Annotated in this window: 15 protein-coding genes; 14 read left to right on the forward strand and 1 reads right to left on the reverse strand. The window is 72.4% G+C overall.

Going from position 1 to position 16489, the window contains the following annotated elements:
- The first annotated feature begins 104 nt into the window (after positions 1–104).
- From sucC to L2C96_RS34765, 12 genes are all read left to right on the forward strand, one after another.
- Complete coding sequence (gene sucC, locus L2C96_RS34710; protein WP_020420068.1) at positions 105–1274, forward strand: ADP-forming succinate--CoA ligase subunit beta; 1170 nt, start codon at positions 105–107, stop codon at positions 1272–1274.
- 5 nt (positions 1275–1279) lie between these two features.
- Positions 1280–2170: a succinate--CoA ligase subunit alpha gene (sucD, locus tag L2C96_RS34715; protein WP_017986721.1), complete on the forward strand. Its 891-nt coding sequence runs from the start codon at positions 1280–1282 to the stop codon at positions 2168–2170.
- A 201-nt stretch (positions 2171–2371) separates the two neighbouring features.
- On the forward strand, positions 2372–3076 hold the full coding sequence (locus tag L2C96_RS34720; protein WP_020420069.1) for a DUF5336 domain-containing protein: 705 nt from the start codon (positions 2372–2374) through the stop codon (positions 3074–3076).
- A gap of 159 nt (positions 3077–3235) precedes the next feature.
- Positions 3236–4645 carry a cell division protein PerM gene (locus tag L2C96_RS34725; RefSeq protein ID WP_237339209.1) on the forward strand — a complete coding sequence of 470 codons (1410 nt, stop codon included), beginning with the start codon at positions 3236–3238 and terminating at the stop codon, positions 4643–4645.
- 51 nt (positions 4646–4696) lie between these two features.
- On the forward strand, positions 4697–5314 hold the full coding sequence (gene purN / locus L2C96_RS34730; protein ID WP_237339218.1) for a phosphoribosylglycinamide formyltransferase: 618 nt from the start codon (positions 4697–4699) through the stop codon (positions 5312–5314).
- Entirely contained in the window at positions 5311–6870 is a 1560-nt protein-coding gene (gene purH, locus L2C96_RS34735) for a bifunctional phosphoribosylaminoimidazolecarboxamide formyltransferase/IMP cyclohydrolase (RefSeq protein ID WP_020420072.1), read from the forward strand. The genes purN and purH overlap by 4 nt, the downstream gene beginning before the upstream one ends.
- Positions 6871–7173: 303 nt before the next feature.
- A complete protein-coding gene (gene map, locus L2C96_RS34745) occupies positions 7174–7962 on the forward strand; it encodes a type I methionyl aminopeptidase (protein WP_237339210.1) in 789 nt (262 codons plus the stop codon).
- 113 nt (positions 7963–8075) lie between these two features.
- A complete protein-coding gene (gene imuA', locus L2C96_RS34750; protein ID WP_020420075.1) occupies positions 8076–8756 on the forward strand; it encodes a DnaE2-dependent mutagenesis accessory factor ImuA' in 681 nt (226 codons plus the stop codon).
- A 244-nt stretch (positions 8757–9000) separates the two neighbouring features.
- Positions 9001–10563 (forward strand): DNA polymerase Y family protein, encoded by a 1563-nt coding sequence (locus tag L2C96_RS34755; RefSeq protein WP_237339219.1) that lies wholly within the window; start codon positions 9001–9003, stop codon positions 10561–10563.
- The gene (locus tag L2C96_RS44815) at positions 10563–10694 is read left to right on the forward strand and encodes a hypothetical protein (protein WP_020420077.1); all 132 of its coding nucleotides are present in this window, start codon (positions 10563–10565) and stop codon (positions 10692–10694) included. The genes L2C96_RS34755 and L2C96_RS44815 overlap by 1 nt, the downstream gene beginning before the upstream one ends.
- Entirely contained in the window at positions 10694–14020 is a 3327-nt protein-coding gene (locus tag L2C96_RS34760; protein WP_237339211.1) for an error-prone DNA polymerase, read from the forward strand. Before L2C96_RS44815 ends, L2C96_RS34760 begins: the two co-directional genes overlap by 1 nt.
- Positions 14017–14484 (forward strand): NUDIX hydrolase, encoded by a 468-nt coding sequence (locus L2C96_RS34765; protein WP_237339212.1) that lies wholly within the window; start codon positions 14017–14019, stop codon positions 14482–14484. The genes L2C96_RS34760 and L2C96_RS34765 overlap by 4 nt, the downstream gene beginning before the upstream one ends.
- Here L2C96_RS34765 and L2C96_RS34770 read toward each other — a convergent pair.
- Entirely contained in the window at positions 14468–15292 is an 825-nt protein-coding gene (locus L2C96_RS34770; RefSeq protein ID WP_237339213.1) for a LysR family transcriptional regulator, read from the reverse strand. The two genes, L2C96_RS34765 and L2C96_RS34770, sit on opposite strands and share 17 nt — an antisense overlap.
- Positions 15293–15362: 70 nt before the next feature.
- Here L2C96_RS34770 and L2C96_RS34775 point away from each other — a divergent pair, with 70 nt between their 5' ends.
- Together L2C96_RS34775 and L2C96_RS34780 are read left to right on the forward strand one after the other, a co-directional pair.
- Positions 15363–15809, forward strand: coding sequence for a cupin domain-containing protein (locus L2C96_RS34775; protein ID WP_020420081.1), 447 nt, complete (start codon positions 15363–15365; stop codon positions 15807–15809).
- A gap of 12 nt (positions 15810–15821) precedes the next feature.
- Positions 15822–16406 (forward strand): pentapeptide repeat-containing protein, encoded by a 585-nt coding sequence (locus L2C96_RS34780; RefSeq protein WP_237339214.1) that lies wholly within the window; start codon positions 15822–15824, stop codon positions 16404–16406.
- Positions 16407–16489: the final 83 nt, after the last annotated feature.

Genomic DNA, 16489 nt, shown 5'->3' on the forward strand with positions numbered 1-16489 from the left:
GTCTCCGTCCGGCAGCATGGTTTGCAACAAGCACCCGCCTGCGGATCGCCCCTCGCGAGACGACCGGTGACTCAGGCGGTGTGTGTCGTCAGGAGACTGGAGTAGTGGACCTCTACGAATACCAGGCGAAGGACCTCTTCGCCGCCCACGGCGTGCCGGTACTGCCCGGCGCCGTAGCGAGCACCCCGGAAGAAGCCCAGGCCGCCGCCGAGAAGATCGGTGGACAGGTCGTCGTCAAGGCCCAGGTGAAGACCGGTGGCCGCGGCAAGGCCGGTGGCGTGAAGCTCGCCAAGGACCCGGCCGAGGCCAAGGAGAAGGCCGAAGCCATCCTCGGCCTCGACATCAAGGGCCACATCACGCACCGCGTGCTGGTGACCGAGGCGTCCGACATCGCGGAGGAGTACTACTTCTCCTTCCTGCTGGACCGCGCCAACCGCACCTTCCTGGCCATGGCGTCCGCCGAGGGCGGCATGGAGATCGAGCAGCTGGCCGTGGAGCGGCCCGAGGCGCTCGCCAAGGTGCCGGTCGACGCGATCGCCGGTGTCGACAAGGCCAAGGCGCTGGAGATCCTGACCCAGGGCAACTTCCCCGAGGCCATCCGCGACCAGGCGGCCGACGTGGTCGTCAAGCTGTGGGAGACCTTCGTGGCCGAGGACGCCACCCTGGTCGAGGTCAACCCGCTGGTCCGCGACCCGCAGGACAAGATCGTCGCCCTCGACGGCAAGGTCACCCTGGACGAGAACGCCGCCTTCCGGCAGCCGAAGCAGGAAGAGCTCGTCGACAAGCAGACCGAGGACCCGCTGGAGGCCAAGGCCAAGGCGAAGGACCTCAACTACGTCAAGCTCGACGGCGAGGTCGGCATCATCGGCAACGGCGCGGGCCTGGTCATGTCCACCCTGGACGTGGTCGCCTACGCCGGTGAGAAGCACGGCGGCGTCAAGCCCGCCAACTTCCTCGACATCGGTGGCGGCGCCTCGGCCGAGGTCATGGCCGCCGGCCTGGACGTCATCCTGAACGACCCGGCCGTCAAGTCGGTGTTCGTCAACGTCTTCGGTGGCATCACCGCGTGCGACGCGGTCGCGACCGGCATCGTCGAGGCCCTCAAGATCCTGGGCGACGAGGCCACCAAGCCGCTCGTGGTCCGTCTCGACGGCAACAACGTCGAGGAAGGCCGCCGGATCCTCAACGAGGCCAACCACCCGCTGGTCACGCAGGTGGACACCATGGACAACGCAGCGGACAAGGCTGCCGAGCTGGCCGCGGCAGGAGCGTAAGAGACATGTCGATCTTCCTCGATTCCAGCAGCAAGATCATCGTTCAGGGCATCACCGGGTCCGAGGGCACCAAGCACGCGACCAAGATGCTGCAGGCCGGCTCGAACATCGTCGGCGGCGTGAACGCCCGCAAGGCAGGCCAGACCGTCACCATCGCGGGCAAGGACCTCACCGTGTTCGGCACGGTCGAGGAGGCCATGAAGGAGACCGGCGCCGACGTGTCGGTCATCTTCGTGCCGCCGAAGTTCGCCAAGGACGCCGTGATCGAGGCCATCGACGCCGAGATCCCGCTCGCCGTGGTGATCACCGAGGGCATCCCGGTGCACGACTCGGCCTACTTCTGGGCCCACGCCGTCGCCAAGGGCAACAAGACCCGCATCATCGGCCCGAACTGCCCCGGCGTCATCTCGCCGGGCAAGTCGAACGCCGGCATCATCCCGGCCAACATCACCGGCCCCGGCAAGATCGGGCTGGTGTCGAAGTCGGGCACGCTGACCTACCAGATGATGTACGAGCTGCGTGACATCGGCTTCTCCACCGCCGTGGGCATCGGTGGCGACCCGGTCATCGGCACCACGCACATCGACGCTCTGGAGGCCTTCCAGGCCGACCCGGAGACCGAGGTCATCGTCATGATCGGCGAGATCGGTGGCGACGCCGAGGAGCGGGCCGCGGCCTACATCAAGGAGAACGTGACCAAGCCGGTCGTCGGCTACGTCGCGGGCTTCACCGCCCCCGAGGGCAAGACGATGGGGCACGCGGGCGCGATCGTGTCCGGCTCCGCAGGCACCGCGCAGGCGAAGAAGGAGGCCCTCGAGGCCGCGGGCGTGAAGGTCGGCAAGACGCCGTCCGAGACCGCCGCGCTGGCCCGGGAGCTGTACGAGAACCTGCACTGACCCGTAGCGGTCCACACCCCGGCCGGGCACCGTTCGCGGTGCCCGGCCGGCGTGCTTCCCGGCCCCCGAAATTCGACGCAACCGTTTGCCGTCCCGGCACGTCGGATAGCCGGATGGGGTGACCGGGAACCCCGGGACGTGTTGCATCGTTCCCGGACATATCGGCACCCCGGTTCGGGCGAAGACAGGAGAGCAAGCGCGATGACGTTCCCCAGTGGTGGACCGGGATACCCGCAGCAGGGCGGCGGTGGCCAGCCCCCGGGGACCGGCGGGTTCCCCCAGCAGCAGCCCCCGCCGCAGCAGGGCCCGAGCCTGTCGCCGGCGAACCTGAGCATGATCCTGACGCTGTTCATCGCCCTGCTGGGCCTGGTGAACTACTTCATCGGCTTCTCCGAGGAGGCGCAGGGCGCCGACCAGCCGGTCCTGTTCCTGCTCGTGGGCGGTCTGCTGGCCGGCCTGTCGGTGCTGCCGAGGGGCCCGCGGACGCTCCCGTTCGCGGTGCTGTTCAGCGTGCTCGGCGCGCTCACCGCGATCCTGGTGGTCGTGCACATCCCGGAGCAGGCCGAGACCCCGGGCATCTACACGGTGATCCTGATCCTGGGCATCCTGCAGATGCTGGTCGCGGTCGCGGCGCTGCTGTTCGACGCGGGTGTGCTGAAGATGCCGCAGCCGCAGCAGCCGCAGTACGGCCAGCCCTACGGACAGCCGGGTCAGTTCGGCCAAGGCCCCGGTGAGCAGAAGGGCGGCCCGTCGGGCACCCAGTACGGCCCGCCGGTGACGCCGCCGCAGCAGCAGTCCACGGTCTACGCCCCGCAGCAGGGCCAGTTCTACAACCCGGCGGCCAAGCCCGAGGGCCAGCAGGGCCAGCACCCCGGCACCCCGCCCGGTGGCAGCCCCCAGGGTTGATCTTCTCCGCAGGAGCGCCCCTTCCCGGCCCGGGAAGGGGCGCTTTTCGTTTCGCGCGCCGCGTCTTGCTCGACACCACCGTTGTGTGGCTTAACCCGCATGAGGGAGGAACGGCGTGGCTCACCCGGCCGGAGCAGTGTTGGTGCGAGGGTGCGAGGCATGCAGGTGCTCACCTCGTACCGCCGATCCGGGAAAGGGGTGACGGACCCGGGAGACCGGGGCGAGCGCTCACCGGTCGTCCGGGCGAGGGTGTTCGCCGCGGCGGTCCTCGGTCCCATCGTCGCCGGGTACGTCGTGGTCGCGGCCCTGTTCGGGCTGGTCACGGCCATGGCCGCGGCGGGGGAGTTCTCGATCGGCGGTGTGCTGCGCGCGGCCGGGCCGGGCTGGCTCGCCGCCTACCAGGTGCCCGTGGAGATCGCCGGGCGCCCGCTGGGCGTGCTGCCGCTGCTGGCGACGATCGGCGCGCTGGCGCTGGTCGCCCGGTCGGCGGCGACCGCCACGCAACGCCTCGGCTATGCCGAGCCGGGTGCGACCGTGCCGTTGATCGCCGCCGTGACCAGTGCGCACGCCCTCGCCGGCCTCGGTATCGCGTTGTTCGACGACGGCGCCGGGGTGCGCGTCGAGCCGTTGTCCGCGTTCGCCGTGCCCGCGGTCCTGGCGGGCGTCGCCGCCGCGGCCGGAGCGGCGTCGCGGTCCGGTGTCGCGGCGGCCGTCCGCGACTACCTGGACCCGCTCGCGGTGCGCGGGCTGCGGGCCGGCGCGCTGGGCCTGGCCGGGCTGCTCGCGGTCGGCGCGCTCGTGCACACCGTCGGCCTGGTCCTCGCCTCGGGCACGATCCGCCAGCTGTTCGCGGCGAACGCGCCCGGGTTCGGCAGCGGCGCCGGGATGCTGCTGCTGTCGCTGGGGTACCTGCCCAACGCCGTGGTCGGCGGCCTGGCCTTCGTCACCGGTCCGGGTTTCTCGATCGGGTCGTTCTCGGCGAGCGTGTTCTCGTTCACCGGCGGTCCGGTGCCAGGGCTGCCGGTGCTGGCCGGCGTTCCCGAGCACGCCGCGCCGTGGTGGCCGGTCCTGATGCTGCTGCCGGCCGGGGTCGGCGCGCTGCTCGGCTGGTCGCTGCGGCGCGCCGACGAGAACCCGCTCGCGCGGCTGCGGATCGTCGCCATCGCGGGTGCGCTCGTCGGGTTCGGTTGTGTGTTGCTCGGCACGCTCGCCGGCGGCAGGCTCGGCGGCGGGGCGTTCGACCCGGTGGCCATCCCGGTCGGGCTGGTGTCCGTCGCCGCATTCGGCTGGATCGCGGTGCCCGGCGGTCTGATCGCCTGGTTCGCCGGCCCGCACGCGCGCCCCAAGCCGGCGCCCGAGCCGGAGGAACCCCAGGTGGAGCCCGAAATCGAGGCCGAGCTGGAGAACCTCGACGCCGAGCTCGAAGAGCTGGAGGCCGAGGCCGAAGAGAGCGCCGAGGAGCCTGCCGAGGAGGACCCGGAAGAGGACACCGAAGGGGAGCCCGAGGACGAGCCGGACGACAGCGAGGAGCGACCGCCCACCAACGGGAAGCCCGACGAGCCCAGTTAGTCTGGTCAGGACGTTGGCACGGGCGAAGGAGAGGCGTTGAACTCCAGCCGGTTGGAACTGCCCGTCCCGGTCAAGCTGGTGGTGCTCGCCTCCGGATCGGGCACGCTGCTGCAGGCGCTCCTGGACGCGACCGAACGCGTCGGCTTCCCGGCGAAGATCGTCGCCGTCGGCACCGACCGCACGGGCGTCGAGGCGCTGGCCCGCGCCGAGCGCGCCGGGGTGCCGCACTTCACCGTCCGGCTGAGCGACCACCCGGACCGCAACGCCTGGGACAAGGCCCTCACCGAGGCGGTCGCCGCCCACGAGCCGGACCTGGTCGTGTCGGCGGGCTTCCTGAAGATCCTGGGGACGAACTTCCTCACGCGCTTCCCGAACCGCGTGATCAACACGCACCCAGCCCTGCTGCCGTCGTTCCCGGGGATGCACTCCGTGGCCGACGCGCTTGAGCTGGGCGTCAAGCTGACCGGCTGCACGGTGCACTTCGTGGACGCCGGGGTCGACACGGGGCCGATCATCGCCCAGGAGGCGGTGGCGGTCGAGCCGGACGACGACGAGGACAGGCTGCACGAGCGGATCAAGGTCGTGGAACGACGGCTGCTCGTGGACGTGGTGGAACGACTCGGCCGGGCCGGTGCCACGGTCGAGGGACGGAAGGTGAGGTTGCGGTGACGGTGGAAGACCGGCGTCCGGTGAAGCGCGCGCTGATCGGCGTTTCGGACAAGACGGGCCTGCTGGAGCTGGGCACCGCGCTGCACGCGGCGGGTGTGGAGATCGTCTCCACCGGCGGCACGGCGAAGGCGCTGGCCGACGCCGGCGTGCCGGTCACGCCGGTCGAGCAGGTCACCGGGTTCCCGGAGTCGTTCGACGGCCGCGTGAAGACGCTGCACCCGCGGGTGCACGCCGGCCTGCTGGCCGACCGCGACCGGCCCGAGCACGTCGAGCAGCTGCGTGAGCTGGACATCGCGCCGTTCGACCTGCTGGTCGTCAACCTCTACCCGTTCCGGGAGACCGTCGCCTCGGGCGCGAGCCCCGAGGACTGCGTGGAGAACATCGACATCGGCGGTCCGGCGATGGTCCGCGCCGCGGCGAAGAACCACAACAACGTGGCCGTCGTGGTCGACCCGGCTCGCTACGAGTGGGTGCTGGAGCAGGTCCGCGCCGGCGGCTTCGCGCTGGCCGACCGCAAGCGGCTGGCGGCCCAGGCCTACGCGCACACCGCGAGCTACGACATCGCGGTCGCGTCGTGGTTCGCCAACGCCTACGCCCCGGCCGACGACTCCGGCTTCCCCGACTTCACCGGCGCCACCTGGGAGCGCGGCGAAGTGCTGCGCTACGGCGAGAACCCGCACCAGCGCGCCGCGGTGTACCGGCACTGGCGCGGCGGGCTCGCGCACGCCGAGCAGCTGCACGGCAAGGCCATGTCCTACAACAACTACGTCGACACCGACGCCGCGCGCCGGGCCGCGTACGACTTCGAGGGCCCGGCGGTCGCGATCATCAAGCACGCCAACCCGTGCGGCATCGCGGTCGGCCTGGACATCGCCGAGGCGCACCGCAAGGCCCACGCCTGCGACCCGGTGTCGGCCTACGGCGGCGTGATCGCGGCGAACCGGCCGATCACCCGCGAGGCCGCCGAGCAGATCGCCGAGGTGTTCACCGAGGTCGTGCTCGCGCCGGACTTCGAGGACGAGGCGCTGGACGTGCTCAAGCGCAAGAAGAACGTGCGCCTGCTGAAGCTGCCCGCGCTGACCGACGCCGACCCGATCGAGTTCCGCCCGATCTCCGGCGGGGTGCTCGTGCAGACCGTCGACCGGATCGACGCGCCCGGCGACTCGCCGGCGAACTGGACGCTGGCCACCGGCGAGGCCGCCGACGCCGACACGCTGGCGGACCTGGTGTTCGCGTGGCGGGCGATCCGCGCGGTGAAGTCGAACGCGATCCTGCTGGCCAGCGGCGGTGCGACGGTCGGCGTCGGCATGGGGCAGGTCAACCGCGTCGACTCGTCCCGGCTGGCCGTGCAGCGCGCCGGTGACCGGGTCAAGGGCGCGGTCGCCGCGTCCGACGCGTTCTTCCCGTTCCCGGACGGGCTGCAGGTGCTGATCGACGCCGGCGTGAAGGCCGTCGTCCAGCCCGGCGGCTCGGTGCGGGACGCCGAGGTGATCGCGGCGGCCGAGGAGGCCGGCGTGACGCTGTACCTGACGGGCACGCGCCACTTCGCCCACTGATCGCCTGGAGGCGGGTGGCGGTCCTGGTGATCGTCACCCGCTCGTCGCCGGGGTGGACGTCCACGAGCAGTTCGCTGCGCCGCCCCATGTCTTCGCCCTGCACGATCGTGAGGCGTCGGGGTTCGGCGACCTTACCGAGGGCCTAGAGGTAGCCGCCGAAGGCCGTGACCGTCGCGCCCGTCGCCGGTCCTCGAGCGCCGCCGCTGGTCCGGAGCGTGATCCGGGTTGGCGGCGCAGCAGGGGCACGGTAGGCGGTATTATCATACCGTCCAAACAATACCGTTCCCTGAACAAGAGGTACCCGTGATCGAACTGAAGACGCCTGCGGAGATCGACCGCATGCACGTGACCGGGCGTTTCGTGGCCGAGGTGCTCACCGAGGTCGGCCGGCTCGCCGACGTGGGCGTCAACCTCCTGGACCTGGAGCACCACGTCCGCGGCATGATCAAGCGGCGCGGCGCCGAATCCTGCTACTGGGACTACGCCCCGTCCTTCGGCAAGGGCCCGTTCCGCAACGTCATCTGCCTGTCGGTCAACGACGCCGTCCTGCACGGCCTGCCGCACGACTACACGCTGCGTGACGGCGACGTGCTCACCGCGGACCTCGCGGTGAGCATCGACGGCTGGGCGGCCGACTCGGCGCGCACGGTCGTCGTCGGGACGGCCGCCGAGGAGGACCTGCGGATCATCCGCGCCACCGAGGAGGCGCTGGAGGCCGCGATCGAGGCAGCTCGCCCTGGCAACCGCCTCGGCGACATCTCGGCGGCGATCGGGTCCGTGGCCGAGGCGTACGGCTACCCGGTGAACACCGAGTTCGGTGGTCACGGCATCGGCCGCACCATGCACGAGGACCTCCACGTCCCCAACAAGGGCCGTCCGGGCCGCGGCTTGAAGCTCCGGCCCGGCCTGACACTGGCGCTCGAACCGTGGTTCGCGCGCACGACCGACCGCATCGTCCACGACCCCGACGGCTGGACCATCCGGTCGGCCGACGGCTCCCGCACGGCGCACTCCGAGCACACGGTCGCCATCACCGAGGACGGCCCGCTGGTGCTCACGCGGCGTGACGCGGAGGACCGCGCCTCGACTTGACATCGCACAGGTGTTCGAGGCAAACTAGGCGCATCGAACAGTAGTTCGAACAGTCGCCGGCTTCCCCACGGTGACGTCCGCAGGTTCTCGCAGGCGCGTCGTGGGGAGGTGGCATGTCGGTCGCGACACTGGCAGCTCTGCCCGGGGTGAGCACGGCGAGCGGGGTGGCCGCCGCGGCGGAGCACGCCCAGCTGACCGGGCGTGTCCTGCCGGTGCTGCCGGAGTTGCGCCGCCTGCTGCCGTCGGCGGGCCTGCGGCGCGGGAGCACGATCGCGGTGCGCGGATCGACGTCGTTGCTCCTGGCGCTGCTGGCCGAGGCGACGGCGACCGGATCGTGGGCCGCGGCGGTGGGGATGCCGGACCTCGGTCTGGTGGCCGCCGCGGAACTCGGGGTCGAGGTGAGCCGGCTCGCGCTGGTGCCGCGGCCAGGGGCCGAGTTCGCCGCGGTCACCGGCGCGCTGCTGGACGGGGTGGACGTGGTGGCGGTCGCCGCTCGGGGCGCGGCGCCGCAGGAGGCACGGCGTCTTTCGGCGCGGGCACGGCACCGGGGCGCCGTGCTGCTCTCCCTCGGGCCGTGGCCCGGCGCCGAGGTGGAGCTGAACTGCGTGGCCGGCCGCTGGGCCGGTCTCGAAGGCGGGCACGGGTACCTGCGTGAGCGGCGGGTCCGTGTCCAGGGTGCCGGCCGGGGCGCGGCGACGCGTCCCCGGCGGGCGGATCTGCTGCTGCCGGGGTCTGCGGGGGCCCCGGCAGCAGCACCCGAGCCGGTGCTCGAACTGGCCAGGGAGGTGGGCTGATGCGCGCCGATCTTCCGGGGACGAGCGCCGTTGCTTCGGGCCACGGGCCGGGGCGCGCAGGCGGCTCGGGGACGGCGGTGGCGCGGCGCGGCGCCACCAGCACGGTGGCCCGGCGCGGGAGGTGCGCCGGGCCGCGAGTGCCACGCTCGCCGATGCCGGCATCGGCGTGGGGTGTCCTGGCACGGCCGGGGTACCGCACCGGCGCGAGGAGCGCGGCATGTCCACAGTAGACAAACCACCGCGCATGCTGGTCCTCTGGTGCCCGGACTGGCCCGCGGTCGCCGCGTGCCTGGCCGACGGCACGCCCCTGCACCTGCCTGCCGCGGTGTTCCACGCCAACCGCGTCGTCGCGTGCACCGCCGTCGCCAGGGCGGCGGGCATCCGGCGCGGCATGCGCCGCCGGGACGCGCAGTCCCGCTGTCCCGAACTCCAGGTCTTCGGCCCGGACGAGGACCGCGACGCGCGCCTCTTCGAGCCGGTCGCGGCCGCCGTGGAGGAGCTGGTCGTCGGGGTCGAGGTGGTCCGCCCCGGCCTGGTCGCGGTGCCCGCCGACGGCGCGTCCGGCTACTTCGGCGGCGAGCTGCGCCTCGCGGAACTGCTCGTCGAGCACGTCTCCCACCAGGTGGAGTGCCAGATCGGCATCGCCGACGGCTTGTTCGCCGCGACGCTGGCCGCCCACCGGTCCCGCATCGTCGACCGCGACCGGGCCGCCGACTTCCTCGCGCCCCTGCCGGTCGACGAGCTGGACCAGCCGGCCGCCGACCGCGCCGAGCTGGTGGACCTGTTGCGCCGCCTGGGTTTGCGCACGCTCGGCGCGTTCGCCGACCTCGCCGAACGGGACGTCGCCGCGCGGTTCGGACGCGCCGGCATGATTGCGCACCGGCTGGCGCGCGGCCTCGACGAGCGGCCACCGCACCGGCGACGGCCGCCGCCCGAGCTCACCGTCACCAAGGCCTTCGACCCGCCGCTGGACCGCGTCGACGCCGCGGCGTTCATGGCCCGCACCCTCGCCGAGCGGTTCCACGGCGGCCTGGCCCGGCACGGCCTGGCCTGCACGCGCCTCGGCATCTACGCCACCACCGAGAACGGCGAGGAACTGAGCCGCGTGTGGCGGTGCGCGGAACCGCTGACGCCGCAGGGCATCGCGGACCGCGTGCGCTGGCAGTTCGAAGGCTGGCTGCGCGCCGCGCCCGGCGAACGGCCCAGCGCCGGGGTGGAGCGGCTGCGGCTGGCGCCCGAGGAGACCGTCGAGGGGCACTCGCTGCAGCTGGGGCTGTGGCAGGAGGGCCTGCGCGGCCTGTCCGACGAGACCACCGAGCGGGCCGGCCGCGCGCTGGTGCGGGTGCAGGGCCTGCTCGGCCCGGACAGCGTCTTCACCGCGGTGCTCGACGGCGGCCGCGGTCCGGCCGAGCGCGTCCGGCTGGTGCCGTGGGGCGACCCGCGGACCCCGCAGAGCCCGCCGGACGTGCCGTGGCCGGGCCGGCTGCCCGCGCCGTCCCCGGCCACGGTCTACGCGCAGCCGCTGCCCGCGCGCGTCCTCGACGCCTCGGGCGCGGAGGTGCACATCACGCGGCGGCGCGAGCTTTCCGCGCCACCGCACCGGGTTTCGGTGGGCGACGGCCCGCCGCGGGAGGTCCTGGACTGGGCAGGCCCGTGGCTGGTCGACGCGCACTGGTGGACGCCGGGTGGCGACGGGGTGCGCACCCGGGTGCAGGCCGTGCTGGCCGGGGAACCGGAAACGGCGGTCCTGCTGACGAGAGTGGGCGGATCGAGTCCGCATTGGACAGTGGAGGGAGTGTACGACTGATGGACGACGAGTACTTCCGGGACCTGCAGCACTGGCTGGCCCTGCCGCGCAAGGTGGTCGAGTCGCTCGACCCGGTCGAGGACGAGCAGATGCTGCTGCCGATCCCGGTGCCGCGCCGCCCGGTGGACTGATGGGCTTCAACAACCCGCCCGTCCCCTGGGAGGAGCTGGAGCGCAGGCTGGCGGGCAAACCGGCGACGGCCGACGGCGGGGACAGCCCCGCCTGGAGCCGGAAACGGGAGGGCTACGTCCGGCCGAGCACCGTCGAGGCCCCACGCGGCGACGACCACGCGGGCGGGCGGCGCCGGGTGCCCTACGCCGAGCTGCACTGCCACTCCAACTTCAGCTTCCTGGACGGCGCGAGCCACCCCGAGGAGCTGGTCGAGGAGGCGGCGCGGCTGGGGCTCGACGCGATCGCGCTCACCGACCACGACGGCATGTACGGCGTGGTGCGGTTCGCCGACGCGGCGCGCGACCTGGGCGTGCGCACGGTGTTCGGCACCGAGCTGAGCTTCGGCCTGTCCGGCCCGCAGAACGGCGTCGCCGACCCGGAGGGCGAGCACCTGCTCCTGCTCGCCAAGCAGCAGGACGGTTACGCCGCCCTGTGCCGGGCGATCACCGCGGGTCAGCTCGCCGGGCACGACCACGCCGCGTCGGCGGACCGGGCCGAGAAGGGCCGCCCGGTGTACGACCTGGACGCCGTCGCGAGCGAGGTCGCGGGCAAGGTCGTGGTGCTCACCGGCTGCCGCAAGGGCGCGGTCCGGAAAGCGCTGGCCCGCGGCGGCCCGGAGGCGGCGGGGCAGGAGCTGCGGCGGCTCCGCGAGAGGTTCGAGAGCGTGTACGTCGAGCTGACCGACCACGGCTACCCCGAGGACGGGGTGCACAACGACGTCCTCGCCGCGCTGGCCGCCGAGCAGGGCCTGCCGACCGTCGCCACCACCGCCGCCCACTACGCCACCCCGGACCGGGGACGGTTGGCCGGCGCGATGGCCGCGATCCGCGCCCGACGCGGCCTCGACGACATGGCGGGCTGGCTGCCCGCGTCCGGCATGTCGTTCCTGCGGTCCGGCGAGGAAATGGCGCAGCGGTTCGCCCGCTACCCCGGCGCGGTGCAGCGGGCCGCGCTGCTCGGGCTGGAGTGCGCCTTCGACCTGAAGCTGGTCGCGCCGGAACTGCCGCCCTACGACGTCCCCGCCGGCTACACCGAAGCGTCCTTCCTGCGCGAGGAGGTCTACCGCGGCGCCGCGCACCGCTACCGCGACCGGCCGGAGGCGCTGGACCAGATCGAGCACGAGCTGCGGATCATCGAGCAGCTGGGCTTCCCCGGCTACTTCCTCATCGTCTGGGACATCGTCGAGTTCTGCCGCCGCAACAACATCCTGTGCCAGGGCCGCGGCTCGGCGGCGAACTCCGCGGTCTGCTACGCGCTCGGCATCACCAAGGTCGACTCGGTGCGCTGGAAACTGCTGTTCGAGCGCTTCCTCGCGCCGGACCGGGACGGCTACCCGGACATCGACCTGGACATCGAATCCGACCGCCGCGAGGAGGTGATCCAGTACGTCTACCGCAAGTACGGGCGACTGTGCACCGCGCAGGTGGCGAACGTGATCACCTACCGCGCCAAGTCCGCGATCCGGGACGCGGCAAGGGCTTTCGGGTACTCGCCCGGCCAGCAGGACGCGTGGAGCAAGCAGATCGACCGCTGGGGCCCGCTGCACGACACCAAGGACGACACCGATCACGACATCCCGCTGCCGGTGCTGCAGGTGGCCGCCGCGCTGGAGGACTTCCCGCGTCACCTGGGCATCCACTCCGGCGGCATGGTGATCTGCAACCGGCCGGTGAGCGAGGTGTGCCCGATCGAGTGGGCGCGCATGGCCGACCGCAGCGTGCTGCAGTGGGAGAAGGACGACTGCGCCTCCGTCGGCCTGGTCAAGTTCGACCTGCTCGGCCTCGGCATGCTCTCCGCGGTGCACTACATGCTCGACCTGGTGCGCGAGTTCGAGGGCGTCGAGGTCGACCTCGCGAACCTGGACCTGGAGGACCAGGAGGTCTACCGGATGCTGCAGCGCGCGGACGCGATCGGCGTGTTCCAGGTGGAGAGCCGGGCGCAGATGGCGACTCTGCCGCGGCTGAAGCCGAAGACGTTCTACGACCTGGCGATCGAGGTCGCACTCATCCGGCCCGGCCCGATCCAGGGCGGCTCGGTGCACCCCTACATTCGGCGTGCCACGAAGAAGGAGAAGTGGCGGCACGACCACCCGCTGCTGTCCAACGCGCTGGACAAGACCTTGGGGGTGCCGCTGTTCCAGGAGCAGATGATGCAGATCGCCCTGGACGTCGCGAACTTCACCGCCGCCGAGGCCGACGAGCTGCGGCACGCGATGGGCTCGAAGCGGTCCACGCGGAAGATGGAGCGGCTGCGGGAACGGTTCTACGAGGGCGCCCGGCGCAACGGCCTCGACGACGAGCTGATCGCGCGGATCTTCCACAAGCTGATGGCGTTCGCCAACTTCGGCTTCCCGGAGAGCCACGCGCTGAGCTTCGCCTACCTGGTGTTCGCCAGCGCCTACTTCAAGCGCTACCACCCGGCGGCGTTCTGCGCGGCGCTGCTGCGGGCCCAGCCGATGGGGTTCTACTCGCCGCAGTCGCTGGTCGCCGACGCCCGCCGGCACGGCATCACGGTGCACGGCCCGGACATCAACGCGAGCCTGCCGCACGCGACGCTCGAACCCGGGGATTCCGGGTTGGCGGTGCGGATCGGGCTGGCCACGGTGCGGATGATCGGGCAGAAGCTCGCCGAGGAGATCGTCGCGGAACGGCAGCGGGGCGGGGCGTTCGCCGACATGGCCGACCTGGCGCGGCGCGTGCGGCTGACCACGCCGCAGATCGAGGCGCTGGCCACGGCGGGGGCGTTCGGCCGGTTCGGCGAGATCGGCGGCGACCGGCGGCGCGCGTTGTGGGCGGCCGGGGCGGTGGCGCAGGAACGGCCGGAGAAGCTGCCGGTCACGCTGGCCGGGGCGCACGCGCCGACGCTGCCCGGCATGGACCACATCGACGAGGCGGTGGCCGACGTGTGGGCGACCGGGTTGTCGCCGGACAGCTTCCCGACGGAGTTCATCCGCGAGCGGCTGGACGCGCTGGGCGTGGTGCCCGCCGGAAAACTGATGGACGTCGAAGACGGCGCCCGGGTACTGATCGGCGGAGCGGTGACGCACCGCCAGCGCCCGGCGACCGCAGGCGGGGTCACGTTCCTGAACATCGAGGACGAGACGGGGATGGTCAACGTCGTGTGCAGCGCCGGGTTGTGGCGCCGGTACCACCGGGTGGCGCGGGGCAGCGCGGCGATGCTGATCCGCGGGGTGATCGAACGGGCGGACGGGGTGGTGAGCGTGCGCGCGGACCGGTTGCAGCACCTGTCGATGCGGGTGCCGTCGAAGTCGCGGGACTTCCGGTGAACGGCCTGCCGATCACCGACGCGCGCGGGAACACCCTGGTCAGCGTGCGGTTCGGGGTCTCGACGGATCCCGCGGTGCCGATGCCGCTCGCGCTGGTGGTCGTCGAGGTGGACGACCGCGTGCTGCTGGTGTTCGACCGGCGGCGCGGGCAGTGGGAGCTGCCCGGCGGGATGATCGAACCGGGGGAGACGTCGCACCACGCCGCGGTCCGGGAATTGGCCGAGGAGACCGGGATCGTGGTGAGCGGCCTGCGGTTCGCCGCGGTGGCCCGGTTCGTGCTGAGCGATCCGGTGCGCCGCGAGTACGCCGCGGTCTACCGGACGGGGTTCGCGACCGAGCCCGCGGTGACCCCGCAGGAGGACGAGGTGTCCGCGATCGCGTGGTGGAACCCCCGCACGCCCCTGCTGCGCGACCAGGGCGTGCTGGACGCCGAGATCGCCCGGCGCGTCACCGGGTTGCGCTGAGGGCACGGACCGCGGCGGTCTCCTCCCGCCACACCAGGCTCCACTCCACCGGCGGCGCGTCCGAGAACGGCACGAACGCCAGGTTCGGGCGCGCGAAGTAACGCGTCGCGTGCTCGGCGAGCGGGCTGATGCCCTCACCGGCTTCCACAGCGAGGAACAGTTCCTGGATCGTCCCGGGCGCGGGCCCGAGTTCGATGGGACGGCCCGCGGGCGTGGTCCACGGCAGCCGTGGCGGCCAGAGGGCGCGGAGCACGGTGTCGCGGGCGAGGTCCTCCAGCGACACGGATTTCCGGCGGGCGAACGGGTGTTTCGCCGCCACCGCCAGCACCAGCGGCTCGGTGTGCACCACGACCTCGGGATCCGGCAGCAGCGTGACCAGCGCGTCGACCTCGCCGTCCCGCAGTGACCGCAGGGGATCGTCGAACGCGGCTTCCTTGATCTGGACGCGGAAACCCTGTGCGCGGACGGTTTCCAGCCGGTCCGCGATGAGGTCGGCCACCGCGGGTGCCGCGAAACCCAGGCGCAGCACGGTGTTCCGTTCGCGGCCGGCTGCCCTGGCTCGCTCGAACGCCTCCTGGATCTGCTGGTGGGCGGGCGCGACCTCGTCCCGCAGCCGCTGTCCGATGGCGGTCAGGGCGACCCGGCGGCTCGTCCGGTCGAACAGGCGCGCGCCGATGCGCCGTTCCAGCGCGCGGATCGTCTGGCTGACCCGCGCCTGCGAGACGCGCAGCAGCTCGGCCGTGCGGCCGAAGTGCAGTTCCTCGGCGAGCACCAGGAAGATCTCGATGTCCCGCCGCTCCACATCCATAACACCCAGGTTATCGATCGAGCCTGGTTTTGTCGTTGGTCGCCGCGCTCGAGACGGCGAGAGTGGAGGCATGAACCTGATCCGCGCCACCGAAGCCGAAGTCCTCGCCGACGCCCCGGGCAGCCGCATCACGCTGCTCACCGACACGGACACGCTGACCAGCAACCGCGCGACGTTCGAGCCCGGCGCCACCGGCGCGCCGCCGCACTTCCACACCAAGGCCACCGAGGTCTTCTTCGTGCTGAGCGGCCGCCTGGACGTCCTGCTCGACGAGGAGGTGGTCACCCTCGGCGAAGGCGACTTCCTCACCGTGCCGCCGCGGGTGCCGCACGCGTTCGCGCCCGCGGCCGGGTCTCCCGCGGACGTGCTCGTCACGTTCACGCCCGGGATGGACCGGTTCGACTACTACCGGCTGCTGGACCGGGTCAACCGCGGCGAGGCGGACCCGCGGGAGATCCGGGAATCGCAGGAGCGCTACGACAACCACTACGTCGACAGCCCGGTCTGGCGGGTGTGATTAGCTCGCCGGATGGAGATCGCCGAGGACTACCGGGACGCCGTGCTGCCGGGGACGACGTGGGAGAAGCGGCAGTTCAGCCGGTGCGACTTCAGCGGCGCCGACCTGCGCCGGCTGGTCACGCAGGGCTGCACGTTCGACGAGTGCGACTTCTCGGGCGCGGATCTGGGGGAGTCCCGGCACCAGGCCTCGGCGTTCCGGTCGTGCGTGTTCGACCGGACGGTGCTGGCGGACAGCACGTGGAGCGCGTGCTCGTTGCTCGGATCGTCCTTCGTGGACGGTGGGTTGCGCGGAATGTCCGTGCGGGACAGCGATTTCTCGCTGGCCAACTTCAGCCGGGCGAACCTGCGGCGCCGGTCGCTGTCCGGGTTGCGGTTCCGGGAGGCCAGTTTCGTGGACGCGAACCTGGCCGAGGCCGACCTGCGGGACAGCGACTTCCGCGGCGCCCGGTTGGGCGGCGCGGACCTGACCGGCGCCGACCTGCGTGGCGCCAAGCTCGACGCGAACGCCTTGGTGCAGGCGAAACTGCGCGGCGCGCGGGTCGACCTGGAGACGGCGATCGCCTTCGCCGCGGCGCACGGCCTGGTGGTCGACTGACCCCGGGCCGCGCGCCGGGCTGGAGCTGGGGCGTGTTTCGGAGGTGAACCGCCCACCCGTCACCCACCACTGCCCTCAACGGT

Origin of the sequence: Amycolatopsis tucumanensis (assembly GCF_021654135.1) — a bacterium.
Classification (GTDB): domain Bacteria; phylum Actinomycetota; class Actinomycetes; order Mycobacteriales; family Pseudonocardiaceae; genus Amycolatopsis_E; species Amycolatopsis_E tucumanensis.